Raw genomic sequence first — 18617 nt, 5'->3', positions numbered from 1 at the left:
AGCGCAGCGCCGAACTGAAAGTACAATCGCATGACATCCAATTTCATCGGCGTGGCCGGCCTGCCGCGCGCCGGTTCCACCTTGCTGTGCCAGTTGCTGGCGCAGCATCCCGACCTGCATTGCGAAGGCAATAGTTCCCCCTTGTGCAACGCCTTGCTGGGCATGCGGCGCATGGTCAGCGACGATGCTTTCTTCCTGTCGCAACTCGATACGACATTCGAGACCAGCTACGGTCACCTGAAAACGGCCATGCAGGGTTTCTTGCGCGGCTGGTACCAGGACTGCGGCAAGCAGGGCGTGGTCGACAAGAACCGCGCCTGGCTGCACTGCGTGGAAATGCTGCTGCAACTGGCGCCGGAAGCGAAAATCATCGTTTGCGTGCGCGAACTGGGGCAAGTCTATGGCTCCATCGAGGCCCAGCACCAGCGCACCATCCTGCTCGACTTCGTCGATCACCTGGCCGACTTCGACCGCCTGGGGCGGGCCGACATGCTGTTTGCCAAGGACCGCACCATCGGTGCCCCATTGAGTTCGCTGCATGCCGTGCTGGACCTGCCCATCGAGGTGCAGCAGAAACTGTATTTCGTGCGCTTCGAGGACTTGATGGCGCGGCCAGTGGAATGCATGTCGCACCTGTATACATGGCTGGGGCTGGCACCATTCCAGATCGATCCGCAGGCGCTGGCGGTCGGCATCCAGGAAAGCGACAGCCACTACCGCATGAAATACACGCACCGCCAGCAAGCCACCATCAGTGCGCCCAAGCAGCATGCGATTCCGCCGCGCATCCAGGCGCAAATCGAAAGTGCGTACGGCTGGTTTTATGAGCTGTATTATCCGGAAAGAGTGCAGGCGGCGCCGAAACCGGCCTGATTCTGGCGCGGCAGTGCTAATACCACTTGCCGCGCCATCGTTTGCGCGGTATTGCCGCTACCGCTCGCAGAATCTTCTTTTTTTCCTTTCCTCATTCTTCGCCTGCCACAGCGTGGCCAGACCGCCTGAAGTCACTGGTATTGTAAAAAACACCGTTATATAAAACCACTTGACTACCAATTTTTAGCGTCGCATTCTCTGTGCAGAAAGCCGACGCTTCGCTGTGCTTTCTTTACGTACAACATAAAAGCTACTTCGATAGTTTTCGTATAACGTTCAGGAGACATTGTGAAGACACGGCAAATTAGCCGGCTGGCCTCGCCTTTGATGGCTGGCCTGCTGGGCAGCGCGCTGCTCGCTTGCGGCGGCAATTCCACCACCGAACCCCCATCGACCCTGCTGGCCGCCACGGCCGCCAGCGACAGTTGCGCGGCCTGGAGCGCCGCTGCCGTCTACACGGCGGGCCAGTGCGCCGTCTACGACGGCAAGGTGTACCGGGCCAAATGGTGGGTGCAGGGCACGGCGCCGAACAACGACCAGTGGGGACCGTGGAGTCTCGATAGCACCACGCCGACACCGACTCCCACGCCGACCCCGACACCGACTCCCACCCCGACGCCCACTCCAACACCGACGCCTACGCCTACGCCTACGCCCGGCATTCCCACCAAGGCCCAGGCCGAAGCGAACGAGGCGGCGCTGACGAATAACGATTTCTTCCGCAAGGTCAAGGCATCGATCCGTACCCTGGGCAATGCGGCCGTCGAAGCCGTGCAGCCCGGTCTGGCCAGCAATCCCCTCAACGTCAAGCGCGTCGAGCGCCTGTTGCCGGCGGCGAAGTGGGATTACTATTTTGCCGCGCGCGACGCCAGCTATACGTATCAGCGCTTCCTGCAAGCGGTGGCCAAGTTCCCCGCCGTGTGCGACGACTACAGCGACGGGCGCAATGCGGACGCCATCTGCCGCCACAGCCTGGCGACCATGTTCGCCCATTTCGGGCAGGAAACGGGCGACCATAACGCCAGCAGCCCGCTGCCGCAATGGCGCCAGGGCTTGAAGTATTTGCGCGAACTGGGCTGCGACGAGACGGGCGCCGGCTGCGGTTACAACATCGAGTGCGCCGATCCCGTCTTCAACAAGGTGTGGACCTGCGGCAAGAATGCCGACGGCAGCTTCAAGAAGTATTTCGGCCGTGGCGCCAAGCAGCTGTCGTACAACTACAACTATGGACCGTTTTCGCAAGCCATGCATGACGGCGATCAATCCGTGCTGCTGAAAAATCCGGACCTGGTGGCCTCGACGTGGCTGAACCTGGCGTCGGCCACGTTCTTCTTCGTTTATCCGCAACCGCCGAAACCGTCGATGCTGCACGTGCTCGATGGCACGTGGGTGCCGAACGCGGCCGATACGACGGCTGGCGCGGGCAATAACTTTGCCACCACCATCATGATCATCAACGCCGAATGCGGGCAGGGCACGGAAAAGCAGGCCGCGCAAAACCGCATCGATTACTACAAGCAATTTGCCGCCGACATGGGCTGGGATTATTCCGGCGAACAATTGTCTTGCGCCAACATGCAGCGCTTCACCCCGGCCAGTTCCGCCTCCTACAACATCTATTGGGAGAAAAACTGGAGCGCGGGTGGCGAGAACCAATGCCAGCTGGTCAGTTACCAAACCCCGTACAGCGCCTTGCTGGCCGGAAACTACGTGAAATGCGTGGAAGCCAACTGGAATGTGAAGTTGCAGTAGCAGTAAATGCAGGAATAGCCGGCCAGGGATAACAGTTGACAAGAGCCCCTTCAGGGGCCTGCAACAGCTCACAACGTACAACCTGTACAACCATAACGGAGACCAATACAACATGAAATCGAATGCATTATTGATGGCCCTGCTCAGTGGCGTGCTCGTCGCTTGCGGCGGTGGCCAGGAAGGCACGACCGCCACGCCCAACACCTTGCTGGCCGCCGCGGAAGCGTGCGCCGTCTGGGATGCCGCCACCGTCTACACGGGCGGCCAGTGCGTGCTGTACCAGGGCGTCACCTACAAGGCCAAGTGGTGGACGCAGGGCAATGTCCCCAGCGCCACCGACCAGTGGGGCCCATGGGCCGTGACGGATACCCCGACGCCAACGCCGACCCCGACACCGACCCCGACCCCGACCCCGACACCGACGCCAACGCCGACACCGACACCGACACCGACACCGACACCGACACCGACCCCAACGCCGACACCGACACCGACGCCAACCCCCACGGCTTGCCGTCCGGACGGCTTGATCTCGGCCGTGCCGAATGTGCCGTATTGCAAGGTGTACGACGCGAATGGCCGTGAAGTGCTGGGCAATGGCTTGAACCGGCGCATCGTCGGCTATTTCGCCAGCTGGCGCACGGGCGCCGATGGCAGTCCGACTTACCTGGTGAACAATTTGCCGTGGGATAAGATCACCCACTTGAACTATGCGTTTGCCTCCGTCGATCCGGCCACGTCAAAAATCGCCATCGGCAGCGGTGCGGCCAATCCTGATACGGGCCTCACGTGGCCGAACGTGCCTGCCGCCGCCATGGACCCGTCGCTGCCGTACAAGGGCCACTTCAACTTGCTGTCGCAATACAAGAAGAAATATCCGGGCGTGAAACTGATGATTTCCGTGGGCGGCTGGGCCGGCAGCGGCGGCTTTTACACGGCCACGACGAACGCGGACGGCAGCATCAACACGGCCGGCATCAACACCCTGGCCGATTCCATGGTGGCCTTCGTGCGCCAATACAACTTCTTCGATGGCGTCGATGTCGATTACGAACATCCGACCACCAACAATGAAGCGGGCAATCCGAACGACTTCGCCGTCTCGAAGCCGCGCCTGGCCGGCTTGATGACGAGCTACAACGTGCTGCTGAAGGTGCTGCGCCAGAAGCTCGACGAAGCGGCCGTGCAGGACAATAAATATTACCTGCTGACCATCGCCGGTTCCGCCTCGGGCTGGGTCTTGCGGGGCGAGGAAAACATGTCGGGATTGAAATATCTCGATTACGCCAGCCTGATGTCGTACGACTTGCACGGCGCGTGGAACCAGTACGTGGGACCGAACGCGGCGCTGTTTGACGACGGCAACGACGGTGAGTTGCGCGCCGGTAACGCCTACCAGTTCCAGAACATCGGCTATCTGAATACGGACTGGGCCTACCGCTATTACCGTGGCGCCATGCAGGCGGGGCGCATCAATATCGGCGTGCCGTTCTACACGCGGGGCTGGAAGGATGTGACGGGTGGCACGAATGGCTTGTGGGGCACGACGCCGTTGATCAGTTCCACGGTCACCTGCGCCGGCACCAAGACGTGCGGCACGGGCGCCACCGGCATCGACAACGTGTGGTACGACCTGGATTCGCAGGGCAAACCGACGCCAGGCGGCGGCAACCCCATCTGGCATGCGTTGAACTTGCAGAACGGTATCGTGCCGAGCTACCTCGATGCCTATAAAGTCACGGACAAGGCGCTGGTGGGCACGTATGTGCCGTATTACAGCAGCACCATGGTGGCGCCGTGGCTGTGGAATGCGACCAAGAAAGTATTCATTTCCACGGAAACCACGCAGTCGATCGCGGCCAAGGCCCAGTACATCGTCAACAACAATATCGGCGGCGTAATGATCTGGGAAATGGCGGGCGACTATGCCTGGGATGCCACGCGCAACGGCGGCAAGGGCGAGTATTTCATGGGTACCACCCTGACGGACGTGCTGTACCAGGCCTTCCGCACGGCTGGCGCGTATGGCAACAAGCGCGCCGAAATCGCCATGCCGGGCACGGCGGCCAATGTCAGCATCACCCTGGGCGGCTGGAAGCTGGGCGACAACAACTTCCCCATCAATCCGGTGATGACGGTGAAGAACAACACGGCATCGACCTTGCCGGGCGGCACCGTGGTGGAGTTCGACTATCCCGTCTCGGCGCCGTCGGACATGAGCGACCAGTCCGGCTTCGGCTTGACGGTGATCAATGCCGGCTACACGGGGCCGAACAATATCGGCGGCTTCACGAAGAACTACAACCGGGCCCGCTTTGCGATTCCCGCCTGGCAATCGCTGGCGCCGGGCGGCTCCGTGGCGCTGACCTTGAATTACCGCTTGCCGATCTCGGGACCTGCCAACTACACGGTCACCGTGGGCGGCACCAAGTATGCACTGACGCAAGAGTATCCGGAATTGCCGGTGGCGCTGCCGTAAGTTGAATCCGGTAGTGTAAACAGAGAAGGGCGGAACCGCGGTTCCGCCCTTTTTTGTTTCTGGCGTTAGCTAAGCTGGCTTAGAACCACGTTTCCACCTGGAAGCCGTACGAGGTGCCGCTGGTATTGTTGTTGTAGATCGGGCCGCCGTTGTTCGACGCATTGACCGAGGCGGTGGCCGCATCGTTCCATTTGCCGTAGGTCACGAAAGCGCGCAGCTCAGGACGCGACCACAGGCCAGGACCGGCCGAGATCGTCGGCGCGATGGTCAGCTTGGTCAGGCGCTTGGCCGGCAGGCCGCCCGCTTGCGTCACGCGGTCCGTGCCCAGTTCGCCCACCAGCTTGAAATTGTCGGTGAATGCGTACACGGGACGCACGCCGACCGAGGTCCAGGTCGAGGAGCCTTTGGCGTTCGACTCGTCTTTTTGCCACAGGGCGACGAATTCCATGCCGAAGTTGGCCATTGGCTGGATCGCCATGTCATTGAAGATACGTGTGCGTTTCACGTCCGAACCGAAATTGGTGTCGCCCGAAGCGCCGAACTGCGCACCCTGGCCGGTGCCGGGACCGACGCCGTACTGCACGCCGAAGGTATTGCCGCCGCCAAACACTTTACTTTGACGGTGGAAGGCCGACAGCTGCCAGCCATTATTGCGCTTGCCAGTGGCGACGTCATCCTTGCCTTCGCCGATGATGTAGGTCGCGGCCAGGTCCAGGGTGCCGTTTTCATTGACGGGAATCTCGCCAAAGATGAAGTTCTGACGCACGGCCGATTTGGTGTTGACGCCGCCGTTCGGCAACGCGACCTTGACGTCGTTGTCCTTGAAGAAAGCATACGAGAATTTACCCGGGCCAGCGGGAATGCGGTCCAGGCCGGCGCCCGTGCCGTTCATATTGATGTATTGCAAGTCCAACATGTGGATGTCAGGACGGTAGTAGAAGCGTTTACCGATCCAGGCCGTGCCGCCGTTCAGGAAATCGAGTCCCTGCGCTTCGACGTAGGCCTTGACGATGCCCAGCTTGTTGTCGCCGAAATCCGAGTTTGGCGCGTAGGCGTTGACCCAGATGGTGGCCAGGTAGTTCACGCCGCCGGACTTGGCGACGGACTTGGTGTAGCCGAATTCCGTGTAGGCGTCGCACTCATTGCCCAGACGGTATTTCATGGTATTGCCACCCAGGCCGAAGCAGCCTTGCGAACCGCCGTCGCCCGACGTATTGCTGCCAGCGCCGGCGCGCAGGTAGCCGTGGAAGCCTTCGGAGTCGGATGGGTACATCGGGTCGGCCATGGCGGAAGCGCTGGCGATGGCGAGGAGCAGGGCAGGCAAGGTTTTCAAGGCAGTGCGGTTCATGCGGTCTCCAGAAAAATGTAGGTGGTAGCGGTGGCGCCCCGGAAGGCTGTCACCGCACACGGTCTAATGCCGAAAACCAAGTCTAGCAGCGCTTTTTTAACCACCCTGATACAAAACGAACAAGTGACGATACTTTCTTTCAAAGTGTTGTTTTTATCCAATGTCGATACTCTTGCGCATAGTGGGCTTGCAAAGGAGTATCGAATTGCGGTTTTGGAGTATCAGAAAGTATCAAAGTCTGGTGCTACATTGTGGTCGTGGTGCTAAGTACCTGAGCATTGCCAACGACAAAAAACACTGGAGACACACAATGAAACGTTCCGCCATTGCCGCGCTGTGCGCCGGCTTCCTCAGTTCGTCCGCCTTCGCCGCAACCGACCTCGTCATCGCCACCGTCAACAATGGCCACATGATCGAAATGCAAAAGCTCAGCAAGTTCTTCGAGCAAGCCAATCCCGACATCAAGCTCAAATGGGTGACCCTGGAAGAGGGCGTCTTGCGCCAGCGCATGACCACCGATATCGCCACCAAGGGCGGCCAGTTCGACGTGATGACCATCGGCCTGTATGAAACGCCCATCTGGGGCAAGAAAAACTGGTTGATCCCCATCAAGCCGGACGCCAAATACGATATCGACGACTTGCTGCCCGCCATACGCGAAGGCCTGTCCGGCGACGGCAAGCTGTATGCGTCGCCGTTCTATGGCGAAAGCTCGATGATCATGTACCGCAGCGACCTGGTGAAAAAAGCCGGCGTGACGATCGAGGACCGTCCTTCCTGGAACCAGTTGCGCGACGTGGCGGCCAAGCTGCACGATCCGGCCAACGGCGTGTACGGCATCTGCCTGCGCGGCAAGCCGGGTTGGGGCGACAACATGGCGCTGATCACCACCATGGCCAATTCCTATGGCGGCCAGTTGTTCGACATGCAATGGAAGCCGCAATTTACCAGCAAGCCGTGGAAAGACGCGGTCAACATGTATGTCGACCTGATGAAGAAATACGGCCCGCCGGGCGCGGCAGCCAACAGCTTCAATGAAAACCTGGCGCTGTTTAACCAGGGCAAGTGCGGCATCTGGATCGACGCGACCATCGCCGCTTCCTTCATCACCGACCCCAAGCAAAGCAAGGTGGCCGACAAGGTAGCGTTCGCCCAGTCGCCCGTCGGCGTGACGGAGCGGGGCGCCAACTGGCTGTGGATCTGGTCGCTTGCCATCCCGTCCAGCTCGAAGCACCCGAATGAGGCGCAGCGCTTCATCAACTGGGCCACCTCGCCCGACTACGTGAAACTGGTTGCCAAGGAAACGAGCTGGGCCAACGTGCCGACGGGCACGCGCAAGTCGACGTATGCGAGCCCCGAATTCCAGAAAGTGGCGAAATTTGCCGCCGCCGAAGGCAAGGCCCTGGCCACCACGCGCGCCGTGCAAAGCACCTTGCCGCCGTCGCCGTACGTGGGCGTGCAATTTGCGTCGATTCCCGAATTCCAGGTGATCGGCGTGGCGGCCGGTCAGCAGATGGCGGCGGCGCTGCTGGGCAAGGTGACGGTGGACCAGGCGCTGGAATTGTCGCAGCAGACGGCTGAAAGAGAAATGCGTAAAGGCGGGTACTACAAATAAGACGTCTCCGGTCTTGCTGTGCCATTTGCTTTGTCAACAGGTGATGTGATCGGCCTTGCTGTTCAGCGGGCCGTCACTCCCTCACGTCCCAAGAGTATCCTATGAAACGCATTATCCCCCGAACTTTGCTGACGCCGGCCGTGGTCGCCGTCTCCGTCATTTCCGTGATCCCGCTGCTGATCACCCTGTATTACTCGTTCGTGCGTTATTCCATGCTCGATCCCAGCGGCCATCCTTTCCATGGCCTGGCCAATTTCCACTTTTTCTTTACGGATGCCTCGTTCCTGCCGGCCCTGCAGAACACGTTTACCCTGCTGTTTTCCGTCATGCTGATCACGGTGGTGCTGGGCACGGCGCTGGGCTTGCTGATCAATGAAGCGTTTCCGGGGCGCGCCGTCGTGCGCGTGCTCTTGATTTCGCCGTTCCTCGTCATGCCGGCCGTGAATGCCCTGATGTGGAAGAACATGCTGCTCAACCCGATCTACGGCTTGTTCGCGCAGATCAGTCTGTTTTTTGGCGCCACGCCCGTCGACTGGCTGTCGGCCCACCCCCTGTTTTCCATCATCATGATGGTTTCGTGGCAATGGCTGCCGTTTGCCTGCCTGATCTTCATGACGGCCCTGCAATCGATGGACCGCGAGCAGCTGGAAGCGGCCCGCATGGATGGCGCCACGTATCTGCAGCAGTTGCGCCACCTCTACATTCCCCACCTGGGACGCGCCGTCTCGGTGGTGCTGATGATCGAAATGATCTTCTTGCTGTCGATCTTTGCGGAAATCTTTACCACCACGGGCGGCGGTCCCGGCTTCGACACGACCACCATCACTTTCATGATTTACCAGCAGGCACTGCTGTCCTATGACGTGGGAGCGGCCTCGGCCGGCGCCCTGTTCGCCGTGCTCATCGCCAACATCGCCGCCTTCTTCCTGATGCGCGTCATCGGCAAGAATCTGTCGAAATAAGGAGACCTTGATGCATAGCAAACTTAACTTATATGGCCGCACGGCTGCCGCCTGGCTGTTCGCGCTGCTGCTGTTCTTCCCCATCTTCTGGCTGGGCCTGATGGCCTTCAAGACGGAAGGGCAAGCCATTTCCACGCCGCCGCTACTGTTTTTCACGCCCACGCTCGACAGTTTCCGCGAAGTGCTGGCGCGCGACAATTACTTCGGCTACGCGTGGAACTCGCTGTTTACCAGCGTGCTGTCGACGGCCATCGGCCTCTTGATCGCCATCCCTGCCGCGTATTCGATGGCCTTCTTTCCCACGGGCGGCACCATCGGCTTGCTGAAATTCATGCTCAGCTCGCGCTACATGCCTGGCGTGGGCGCCTTGATGCCGATCTACATCTGCTACCAGTACTTCGGCCTGCTCGACACGCGCATCGGCCTGACCATCATGTTCATGCTGATGAATTTGCCCATCATGATCTGGCTGCTGTACACGAGCATGAAGGAGTTGCCGCGCGAAATCCTGGAAGCGTCGCGCATGGATGGCGCCACCGTGTGGGACGAATTCCGCCACGTCGTGCTGCCCCTGTCCGTGGGCGGCATCGCTTCCACGGCGCTCGTGTGCATGGTGTGGTCGTGGAATGAATCGTTCTGGTCGCTGAACCTGGGCGCGTCCAACGCGGGCACCCTGGCCTGGCTCATCGCTTCATATTCCAGCCCGGAAGGCTTGTTCTGGGCGAAATTGTCGGCCGCTTCCCTGATGGCCATCGCGCCCATCATGGCGCTGGGCTGGTTCTGCCAGAAGCAGTTAGTCCAGGGTATGACCTTTGGCGCAGTCAAATAAACTACAGAATAGAGACACACATCATGGCTTACCTTCAACTGAGCAATATCGAGAAATTCTTTGGCGAGCACCGCGCCATCAAGGGCATCGACCTGGAGATCCGGCAGGGCGAGTTCGTCGTCTTCGTGGGACCGTCGGGTTGCGGTAAATCAACCCTGCTGCGCCTGATCGCTGGCCTCGAACCGATCGACGGCGGCAAGCTGTCGCTCGATGGGCGCGACATCACGGCCCTGCCATCGTCCAAGCGCGACCTGGCGATGGTGTTTCAGTCGTATGCGCTGTACCCGCACATGACGGTGTTCCAGAACATGTCGTTCGCGCTGAAGCTGGCCGGCGTCGATCCGGCCATCATCCGCGAAAAAGTCGACAAGGCGGCCGCCATCCTCGACCTGGGGAAGTACCTGGAGCGCACGCCGAAGGAACTGTCGGGCGGGCAGCGCCAGCGCGTGGCCATCGGCCGCGCCATCGTGCGCGACCCGAAAGTGTTCTTGTTCGATGAACCGCTGTCCAACCTCGATGCGGCCCTGCGCGTGCAGACGCGCATCGAGATCGCCAAGCTGCACCGCGAGCTGGGCGCCACCACCATCTACGTCACGCACGACCAGGTCGAGGCGATGACCCTGGCCGACCGCGTGGTGGTGCTGCGCGACGGGCAGATCGAGCAGCATGGCTCGCCCCTGGAACTGTATGACCGTCCCGCCAACCGCTTTGTCGCGCAATTCATCGGCACGCCCAGCATGAACGTGGTGCCGGCCGACGCGGCGCCGCAGCTGCTGGCGCAGGCGGGCAGCGCGGCGCAGGCCGACGGCTTTGTCGGCATCCGTCCCGAGCACGTGCACCTGGGGGCGGCGCAGCCGGGCAGCGTGCCCGTCACCGTCGACCTGGTCGAATCGCTGGGCGTGGAAACCCTGACCTATGTGCGCCTGCCGAACAATGTGCAGGTGGTGTCGCGCGGCGCGGAGCGCAGCAGCCTGCAGCCGGGCCAGCAGACGCACCTGACGTTCGAGCCGGGCTTCGTGCATTATTTCGACCGCGCCGGCAAGACCTACGCGGCAGCGAAAGGAGCGCTGTAATGGACGCCATCGCCTTGAACCAGGCAAACCTGGCAACGCTGCCAGGGACCGTGGCCGTGCCAGCGTATGCGCGCGGCGCGCTCGTGCCCAGCATCGTGCATATCGGCGTGGGCGGTTTTTTTCGCGCCCACCAGGCCGTGTACCTCGACGACTTGCTGGCGCTCCAAGGCCAGGAGCATGCGCAGTGGGGCTATTGCGGCGTGGGCTTGCTGGCGCATGACGCGGCCATGCGCGACGCCATGCAGGCGCAGGATGGCTTGTACACGGTGGTCGAGCGCAGCGCGGCCGGCGATAGCGCGCGCATCATCGGCAGCATCGCCGAATACCTGTATGCGCCCGACGAGCCGCAAGCCGTGCTGGATAAGCTGGCCGACCCCGGCACGCGCATCGTCGCGCTGACCATCACGGAAGGCGGTTATTACGTGAACCAGGGCACGGGCGAGTTTGACGCCGGTCATGCCGACATTGCGTACGAACTGGCGCACCCGGAGGCGCCGCGCTGCTCGTTCGGCTACCTGGCCGCGGCGCTGGCCCTGCGCCACCAGCGTGGCCTGGCACCGTTTACCATCATGTCCTGCGATAACCTGCAAAACAATGGCGACGTGACGCGCAAGATGCTGCTGGCCTTTGTCGCCCTGCGCGACGTGGAGCTGGCGCGCTGGCTGGCCACGCATGGCAGCTTCCCCAACAGCATGGTCGACCGCATCACGCCGGCCACCACGGACGAACACCGGGCGCTGGTGCGCGAGACCTTCGGCATCGTCGACGCCTGGCCCGTCGTCTGCGAGCCGTTCCGCCAGTGGGTCATCGAAGACGAATTCCCGCAGGGCCGTCCCGCCTGGGAACAGGTGGGCGCGCAGATGACGCACGACGTGCTGCCGTACGAAAAGATGAAGCTGCGCTTGCTCAATGCCAGCCACCAGGCCCTGTGCTACATTGGCATGCAGCTCGGTTACACGTTTGCGCATGAAGCGATGGGTGATCCTGGCATCCGCGCGCTCGTGCGCCGCATGATGGATGACGAGGTCACGCCCTTGCTCGGCGAAGTGGAAGGCATAGACTTGGACAGCTACAAAGATACGCTGATCGAGCGCTTCTCGAATCCGGCCGTGCGCGACCAGCTGGCGCGCATCGGCACGGAAGGCTCGGCGCGTATCCCGAAATTCGTGCTGCCATCCGTGCGCGAAGCACTGGCCCGTGACGGCGCCATCACGCTGCTGGCGTTTACCGTGGCGTGCTGGTTCCGCTACCTGGAAGGCCACGACGAGCAGGGGCGCGAGATGCCCTTGAACGATCCGTATGCGGCGCGCCTGCGCGCGCTGGCGCTGCAGGGCGGGGCGGACGCGAAGGCCTTGCTGTCGCTGCGCGAGCTATTCGGCGAGTTGAGCGACACACCCGCCTTCACGCTGGCGGTGGGGCAGTCGCTGGCCAGCCTGTATGGGTTGGGCGCGCGCGCGGCGCTGGAACAGATCGTCGCCTGACGGGGGAGGGCGCGCCATGCAACGCAAGGCCGAATATCCGCAACCGCAGATGGAGCTGGAACAGCAGCGCGACGCGACGCCCGGCTTCGAGCCGAAAGGCAGTTTCGGCTTCATCCGCTACCTGGAGCACGGCTTTCCGAATTCGCTGGTGCGCTGGCATTACCACGACGAGTATGAGCTGCACCTGATCGTCGAGAGCAGCGGCAAGGTGTTTGTCGGCGACTACATCGGCCAGTTCGCGCCCGGCCACCTGGTGCTGACGGGGCCGCGCGTGCCGCACAACTGGGTGTCGCTCGGCACGCCGCCCGAAGGCGTGGCCTTGCGCGACATGGTGATCCAGTTTTCGCACGCGCCGCTGGCGTCGATGGCCGCCGCCATTCCCGAGTTGAAGGATATTTTCCCGCTGCTGCAGCGCGCCCTGCACGGCGTGGAATTCTTTGGCGTCAGCGAACAGTCGCTGCGGCGCTTCCGGCGCATCCGCGACAGCAGCGGCTTGCCGCGCCTGATCGAATTTTTGAGCCTGCTGGGCGAACTGGCGCAGACCAGCGATTACCAGCTGCTGTCGACGGTGCCGATGCAGTCGAGCGACGACGACGTGGCCCTGGCGCGCATCAGCTCCGCCATCAACTTCATCGTGCACAATTACAGCAGCCAGTTTTCGCTGAAACAGCTGGCCGAGCAGGTGGACATGCCCGAGCGGACGTTTTCGCGCTTCTTCCGCCACGCCACGGGCAACAGCTTCACGGACTTCGTCAACCGCCTGCGCATCAACAAGGCGTGCCAGCTGCTGATGGAGACGGAGCGCTATGTCAGCAACATCTGCTACGAGGCGGGATTCAACAACGTGGCCAATTTCAACCGGCGCTTCCTGGAATTGAAGGGCATGACGCCGAAGGAGTTTCGCCAGCAGGCGCTGGGCCGTTTTGGCGAGTGAGGCTTTTTGAGGTACATTGGATGGCACAGGCGGGGACAGCCTGGGAGAGACGAGCATGGAACACCTGTGGCAGAAGGACAGCGAGCGCAAGGCGCCCGAACTGGAACGCGAAAGCTATGACGGCATCATCAATTACCTGGAACACGGCTATCCCAGCTCGCGCGTGCGCTGGCACTGCCATGAAGAGTACGAGCTGCACCTGATCGTCGCCACCAGCGGGCGATTGTTCGTGGGCGACTATATCGGCGAGTTTTCGCCCGGCCACCTGGTGCTGACGGGCCCGCGCCTGCCGCACAACTGGATTTCCAACGTGATGCCGGAAGGCGGCGTGGCCCTGCGCGACATGATCGTGCAATTCGCCCACACGCCGCTGGCGGGCGCCGCGCGCGTCATTCCCGAATTGCGCGAGTTGTTGCCGCTGCTGGAGCGCTCCAGCTATGGCGTGGAGTTTTTCGACATGGGCGCGGAAGCGGAGCGGCACCTGGCGCGCATCCGCGTCACGCATGGCGCCGAGCGCTTCGCCGAATTCGTGCAACTGATGAGCAAACTGGCGCGCACGGCCAATTACCGCTTGCTGTCGAGCGCCTCCCTGCGTTCGTACGACGACGATGCCACCCTGGCCAAGGTCAATTCCGTCCTCAACTACATCACGGACAATTACCGCGAGCCGATTTCGGCGGAAATGCTGGCCGAGCAGGTGGGCATGTCGCTGAGTAAATTCTCGCGCTTCTTCCGCAAGGCGACGGGTAACAGTTTTACGGATTTCATCAGCCGGCTGCGCATCAACAAGGCGTGCCAACTGCTGATGGATACGGACCAGTATGTGTCGAACGTCTGCTACGACGTGGGTTTCCAGAACGTGGCCAATTTCAACCGCCGCTTCCTGCAGGTGAAGGGCGTCACGCCGAAGGAATTCCGGCGTCAGGCCGATGGCCGTTTTGGCGGCATCGGCGGGCCCGTGGCGGATATGCCACAGGCCTAGCCGCTGTCATTGCCTTGTCACTTTGATTAGTTATGCTCCACGGCTACTCCACCCACCTTAGCCGAGGAATGCATGAATACTGCCGTAACGCCTATCCCGAAACTGACCCTGTTGGCCATCGCCGCCGGCCTGGCCCTGGCCGCGTGCGGCGGCAGCGACAATCCGCCGGCGGAGCCTTCCAAGCCTGTGGCGCAGACGGGCGTGTTCCTCGATGGCGCGGTGGAAGGACTCGATTACGTGGCGGGCAGCGCGGCCAAGGCCAGCACCAATGCCAAGGGCGAATTCGTTTGCAATCCGGGCGAGACGGTCGCCTTCAGCGTGGGCGGCCTGGCCCTGGGCTCGGCGCCGTGCGGCGCCGTCGTCACGCCGCTGGCGCTGGCCGCCAGCACGAATGTGGCGGACGACAAGGTCGTCAACCGCCTGCTGGCGCTGCAATTGCTGGACGATGACAGCGATCCGTCGAACGGCATCAGGCTGACGGCCGAAGTGAAGGCTGCGCTGGCCGGCAAGACCCTGGATTTCGCCGCCGCCCCGGCAGCTTTCAACACGGCCCTGGCCGCGCATCTGGCAACGGTGGGCGCGAAATTCGCCGGCCGCACGGTCGATGCGGAGCGCCGCGCCCTCGTGCGCGAGCATTTCGAAGACACTTTGGCTTCGAAAGCGGGCGCGCCCGTCAACGAGGCGCTGACGCAAGCCAATCCGTTGGGCGAAGTGAAAGTGACCGTGACGCGCTACCAGATCCAGGCGGCCGACAAATTCTACGTGCCGTACGAAGGCGCGAACGCGAAGATCAAGGGCGAATTCCCGAACGGCTTCCTGCCGTCGTACGGCTCGGGCCTGGCCTACAAGGGCAAGAATGCGGCCGGCGACCTGGAATTCTATGGCTTGACGGACCGCGGCCCGAACGGCGACGGCCCGCTGGTACCCGATCCCTCGGGCAAGGGCACCATCGGCAGCAAGATCTTCCCGTCGCCCAGTTTTACTCCGTCGTTTGGCGTGATCACGGTGGGCAAGACCGGCGCCGTGCTGGCATCGAGCACGCCGATCAAGGTGTCGGCCGCCGTCAACAGCTCGGGCTTGCCCGTGCCCGTGGGCGCGGTCGGCAATTCGGCCGAGATTCCCGTCATGGATGCGATGAAGTTCGATGCCGCCGGCAAGGCCGTCTTCAACGCGGGCGGCCTCGATTCGGAAGCCATCGTCGTCGATGCGAAGCGCAATGCGCTGTGGGTATCGGACGAATACGGCCCGTTCATCATCAAGATCGATGCGGCCACGGGCATCATCCAGGCCAAGTACGAGCCGGGCAAGGGCTTGCCGGCGCTGTTCGCCAAGCGCCGCGCGAACCGCGGCATGGAAGGCATGACCCTCGACACGAGCAACGACAAGCTGTACGCCTTCCTGCAAAGCCCCTTGAGCGACGGCACGGCCATGTATTCGGTGACGAAGAAGGCGGAGCAGGTGGAGCGCTTCGCCCGCTTCACGCGCTGGATCGAATTCGACCCGGTGACGGGCACCAGCGGCAAGATGTATGCGTATCCGCTCAATGCGGCCGACTACCAGGATGGCCGCACGGGCAATGCCAAGCTGGGCGACATGGTGGCGCTGGGCGGCGGCAAGTTCCTCGTCATCGAGCAGGGCGCCGCGCCGTCGGGCAAGGTCTTCAACAAGCTGATGCTGGTCGAATTGAAGGGCGCCACGGACATTTCCTCCGCCGCCTTCAATGCGACGACGTCCGACCTGGAGAAGAGCAGCATGGGCGGCGCTGGCGTCAACGGCGCCGACTGGGCCGCCGTCACGCCGCTGAAGAAAACCCTGCTGCTGGACTTGAACGCCATCGGCTGGGCGGCGGAAAAGGCGGAAGGCCTGACCCTGATTGACGACTCCACCATCGCGCTGGCCAACGACAATGACTTCGGCCTGAAGACGAAGATCTTTGACGCGAATGGCGTGGAAGTCGATGGCGCCGACGTCACGAAGTGCACGGTCGACGCCAACGGCACCATCGTCACGAGCAGCGCCGCCGGCTGCAACGCCGCCAACACCATCCGCGTGGCGCGCGGCGACGACCGCGAGCGTCCTAGCCGCTTGTGGATCGTGAAGTTCGCCAAGGCGCTCAATTCATATTGATGGCGTATTGATTTGGCTTAATTGATGGATGAAAAAAAGCCGCACAGTGCAAACTGTGCGGCTTTTTTACGCTGGAACAGGCTTACTTTTTAGTGTAGGTGTTGAGCCAATCGAGCACCGTGTGATGCCACAGCAGCGAATTGGCCGGCTTCAGCACCCAGTGGTTCTCGTCCGGGAAGACCAGCAGCTTGCTCGGGATGCCCTGGCGCTGCAGCGCCGTGAAGGTGCCCAGGCCTTGCGCGGTAGGGATGCGGAAATCCAGGTCGCCCTGTACCACCAGCATCGGCGTCTTCCAGTTCTTCACGAAGTTGACGGGGTTGAACTGTTCGTGCTTGGCCGGCGCGTCGTAGTACGGGCCGCCGTTTTCCCACTCGGTGAACCACAGTTCTTCCGTCGCGTAAGCCATGCCGCGGTTGTCGAACACGCCGTCGTGGTTGACCAGGCACTTGAAGCCGTCCGGCCAGTTACCGGCGATCCAGTTCATCATGTAGCCGCCGTAGGACGCGCCCAGCGCGCAGCTGCGCTCGCGGTCCAGCCATGGGAACTTCTTGGTGGCCGCTTCCAGGCCCTTCTGCAAGTCGACCAGCGGCTTGCCGCCCCAGTCGCCGCTGATGGAATCCGTGAATTTCTGGCCATAACCGGTCGAACCGTGGAAGTCGATGAAGACGGTGGCATAGCCGGCGCCCGCATACACTTGCGGGTTCCAGCGGTAGCTCCAGCTGTTGCCAAAGCTGCCTTGCGGGCCGCCGTGCACCAAAAAGGCAACCGGATACTTTTCGCCGGCCTTGGCGTTCCACGGCTTCATGACGTGGCCGTAGACGGTTTCGCCATTCGCGCCCGCGAACGAGAACTGTTCATATTCGCCGAAATGCACGTCGGCCAGTGCCGCCGCATTCTGCTTCGTCAGCTGCACCATCGGCGCGTTTTCCGACTTCGCATCGAGCTTGCGCGTGTACAGCTGCGCGCCCGAGGCCAGGTTGGCTTGCGCCAGCACGATGGTATTGCCGCGCACGTCGAAGTCGCCCACGGCGCCCTTGCCCGTCAGCGCAGCGACCTTGCCGCTGGCCGCGTCGATGTGGAACAAGCGGTGCTGGCCCACGTCATCGGCGGCGACGAGGAAAGCCTTGCTGTCCGGCGTCCAGCGGAAGTCGGCCACGGAACGGTCCCAGTCATCGGCCACGGTACGCTTCTTGCCGGTGGCGACATCCATCAGCACCAGATGAAAACGGTCCGCTTCGAAGCCCGGCTTGGTCATGGCGACATAGGCCAGGGTGCGGCCATCGGGCGACCAGGTGGCTTTCGCATCCCAGGCCGGATTGTCGGCCGTGAGGTTGCGTGGCGCCTGGCCGCCGGCGGCAGGAATCGTGTAGACGTCGAAGTTGGTCGACCACGATTCCGTGCGGCCGGCCACGCGCACGGAGAAGGCCACCGTCTTGCCGTCCGGGCTGAAGTGGTATTCGCCATTGTCGCCGAACGGTTTCGAGGGCGCGTCGCCGTCGAGGGTGCCGCTCAGGCTCACGGGCGCGGCGCTGACCTTGCCCGTGGCGTCGATGGGCGCCGAGTACAGCGCGTTGCGGCGGCCATCGGCCCAGGTATCCCAGTGGCGCACGAACATCTGGTCGTAGACCATGCCGCTGGCCTTGTTTTTCGCTTTGTCATCGAGGCGCTTCTTCGTGCAGGCGAGGTCCGCGCAATCGAGGAAGACGCCCATGCTGAAGGCCAGGCGGTCGCCCTGCGGCGACAGGCGGTAGGTGTCGACGTCCAGCGGCAGGTCGGTGACCTTGGCCGCTTCGCCGCCGTTCAGGGGCAGCTGCCACACTTGCGAGGAGCCGGAACGGCCGGACAGGAAGTAGATGGCGTCGCCGTTCGGCGACCATTGCGGGTCGCTGGCGCTCGCTTCGCCGCGCGTGAGCTGGCGTGGCGCCGCGTTCGGCGCGCGCAGGTCGATCATCCACAGCTGCGTGTTGCCGCGGTTCTTGTCCAGGTTGGTGGTGCGCACCGTGTAGACGACGCGCGTGGCGTCCGGCGACAGCACGGGGCTACCCACGCGCTCCATGGCAACCATGTCTTCCACGGTGAAACCGCGCGGCGCAGCCAGAGCCGGCACGGCGGCGGTGGTGGCCATGGCGGCACTGAATGCTCCCAAGAGCAGCAGACGTAAA

13 protein-coding genes are annotated in these 18617 nt (G+C 62.4%); 11 read left to right on the top strand and 2 right to left on the bottom strand.

What is annotated here, in order from left to right:
• The first annotated feature begins 30 nt into the window (after window positions 1–30).
• From O0881_RS14590 to O0881_RS14580, 3 genes are all read left to right on the top strand, one after another.
• Window positions 31–873 (top strand): sulfotransferase, encoded by an 843-nt coding sequence (locus O0881_RS14590; RefSeq protein WP_289911894.1) that lies wholly within the window; start codon window positions 31–33, stop codon window positions 871–873.
• 288 nt (window positions 874–1161) lie between these two features.
• Window positions 1162–2625, top strand: coding sequence for a glycoside hydrolase family 19 protein (locus O0881_RS14585; RefSeq protein WP_289911893.1), 1464 nt, complete (start codon window positions 1162–1164; stop codon window positions 2623–2625).
• A gap of 112 nt (window positions 2626–2737) precedes the next feature.
• Window positions 2738–5104 (top strand): glycosyl hydrolase family 18 protein, encoded by a 2367-nt coding sequence (locus O0881_RS14580; protein WP_289911892.1) that lies wholly within the window; start codon window positions 2738–2740, stop codon window positions 5102–5104.
• A 79-nt stretch (window positions 5105–5183) separates the two neighbouring features.
• Here the strand turns inward: O0881_RS14580 and O0881_RS14575 are convergent, their stop codons facing one another.
• The gene (locus tag O0881_RS14575) at window positions 5184–6452 is read right to left on the bottom strand and encodes a carbohydrate porin (protein ID WP_289911891.1); all 1269 of its coding nucleotides are present in this window, start codon (window positions 6450–6452) and stop codon (window positions 5184–5186) included.
• 310 nt (window positions 6453–6762) lie between these two features.
• Here O0881_RS14575 and O0881_RS14570 point away from each other — a divergent pair, with 310 nt between their 5' ends.
• From O0881_RS14570 to O0881_RS14535, 8 genes are all read left to right on the top strand, one after another.
• Window positions 6763–8067: a sugar ABC transporter substrate-binding protein gene (locus O0881_RS14570; RefSeq protein WP_099664784.1), complete on the top strand. Its 1305-nt coding sequence runs from the start codon at window positions 6763–6765 to the stop codon at window positions 8065–8067.
• Between the two features lie 101 nt (window positions 8068–8168).
• Entirely contained in the window at window positions 8169–9029 is an 861-nt protein-coding gene (locus O0881_RS14565; protein ID WP_289911890.1) for a sugar ABC transporter permease, read from the top strand.
• Window positions 9030–9039: 10 nt separating this feature from the next.
• Window positions 9040–9858, top strand: coding sequence for a carbohydrate ABC transporter permease (locus O0881_RS14560; RefSeq protein ID WP_034777945.1), 819 nt, complete (start codon window positions 9040–9042; stop codon window positions 9856–9858).
• Window positions 9859–9881: 23 nt separating this feature from the next.
• Complete coding sequence (locus O0881_RS14555) at window positions 9882–10931, top strand: ABC transporter ATP-binding protein (protein WP_099664782.1); 1050 nt, start codon at window positions 9882–9884, stop codon at window positions 10929–10931.
• On the top strand, window positions 10931–12412 hold the full coding sequence (locus tag O0881_RS14550) for a mannitol dehydrogenase family protein (RefSeq protein ID WP_289911888.1): 1482 nt from the start codon (window positions 10931–10933) through the stop codon (window positions 12410–12412). The genes O0881_RS14555 and O0881_RS14550 overlap by 1 nt, the downstream gene beginning before the upstream one ends.
• Window positions 12413–12428: 16 nt before the next feature.
• Window positions 12429–13346: an AraC family transcriptional regulator gene (locus O0881_RS14545; RefSeq protein ID WP_289911887.1), complete on the top strand. Its 918-nt coding sequence runs from the start codon at window positions 12429–12431 to the stop codon at window positions 13344–13346.
• Between the two features lie 55 nt (window positions 13347–13401).
• Window positions 13402–14328 (top strand): AraC family transcriptional regulator, encoded by a 927-nt coding sequence (locus O0881_RS14540; RefSeq protein WP_289906559.1) that lies wholly within the window; start codon window positions 13402–13404, stop codon window positions 14326–14328.
• Window positions 14329–14400: 72 nt separating this feature from the next.
• Window positions 14401–16455, top strand: coding sequence for an esterase-like activity of phytase family protein (locus O0881_RS14535; RefSeq protein WP_289911885.1), 2055 nt, complete (start codon window positions 14401–14403; stop codon window positions 16453–16455).
• A gap of 82 nt (window positions 16456–16537) precedes the next feature.
• On the opposite strand, the gene O0881_RS14530 is transcribed toward O0881_RS14535, so the two are convergent.
• Window positions 16538–18580: a S9 family peptidase gene (locus O0881_RS14530; RefSeq protein ID WP_289912234.1), complete on the bottom strand. Its 2043-nt coding sequence runs from the start codon at window positions 18578–18580 to the stop codon at window positions 16538–16540.
• Window positions 18581–18617: the final 37 nt, after the last annotated feature.

The organism is Janthinobacterium sp. SUN100 (genome assembly GCF_030397705.1).
In the GTDB taxonomy this organism is placed as follows: Bacteria; Pseudomonadota; Gammaproteobacteria; order Burkholderiales; family Burkholderiaceae_D; genus Janthinobacterium; species Janthinobacterium kumbetense.
This window is presented reverse-complemented; position numbering and strand designations above follow the sequence as displayed.

Excerpts from the sequence above, each read along its gene's own strand:
- O0881_RS14550 (WP_289911888.1), top strand. The coding sequence starts at position 10,931 with ATGGACGCCATCGCCTTGAACCAGGCAAACCTGGCAACGCTGCCAGGG.
- O0881_RS14580 (WP_289911892.1), top strand. The coding sequence starts at position 2,738 with ATGAAATCGAATGCATTATTGATGGCCCTGCTCAGTGGCGTGCTCGTC.
- O0881_RS14560 (WP_034777945.1), top strand. The coding sequence starts at position 9,040 with ATGCATAGCAAACTTAACTTATATGGCCGCACGGCTGCCGCCTGGCTG.
- O0881_RS14540 (WP_289906559.1), top strand. The coding sequence starts at position 13,402 with ATGGAACACCTGTGGCAGAAGGACAGCGAGCGCAAGGCGCCCGAACTG.
- O0881_RS14545 (WP_289911887.1), top strand. The coding sequence starts at position 12,429 with ATGCAACGCAAGGCCGAATATCCGCAACCGCAGATGGAGCTGGAACAG.
- O0881_RS14575 (WP_289911891.1), bottom strand. The coding sequence starts at position 6,452 with ATGAACCGCACTGCCTTGAAAACCTTGCCTGCCCTGCTCCTCGCCATC.
- O0881_RS14570 (WP_099664784.1), top strand. The coding sequence starts at position 6,763 with ATGAAACGTTCCGCCATTGCCGCGCTGTGCGCCGGCTTCCTCAGTTCG.
- O0881_RS14535 (WP_289911885.1), top strand. The coding sequence starts at position 14,401 with ATGAATACTGCCGTAACGCCTATCCCGAAACTGACCCTGTTGGCCATC.
- O0881_RS14555 (WP_099664782.1), top strand. The coding sequence starts at position 9,882 with ATGGCTTACCTTCAACTGAGCAATATCGAGAAATTCTTTGGCGAGCAC.
- O0881_RS14530 (WP_289912234.1), bottom strand. The coding sequence starts at position 18,580 with ATGGCCACCACCGCCGCCGTGCCGGCTCTGGCTGCGCCGCGCGGTTTC.
- O0881_RS14565 (WP_289911890.1), top strand. The coding sequence starts at position 8,169 with ATGAAACGCATTATCCCCCGAACTTTGCTGACGCCGGCCGTGGTCGCC.
- O0881_RS14590 (WP_289911894.1), top strand. The coding sequence starts at position 31 with ATGACATCCAATTTCATCGGCGTGGCCGGCCTGCCGCGCGCCGGTTCC.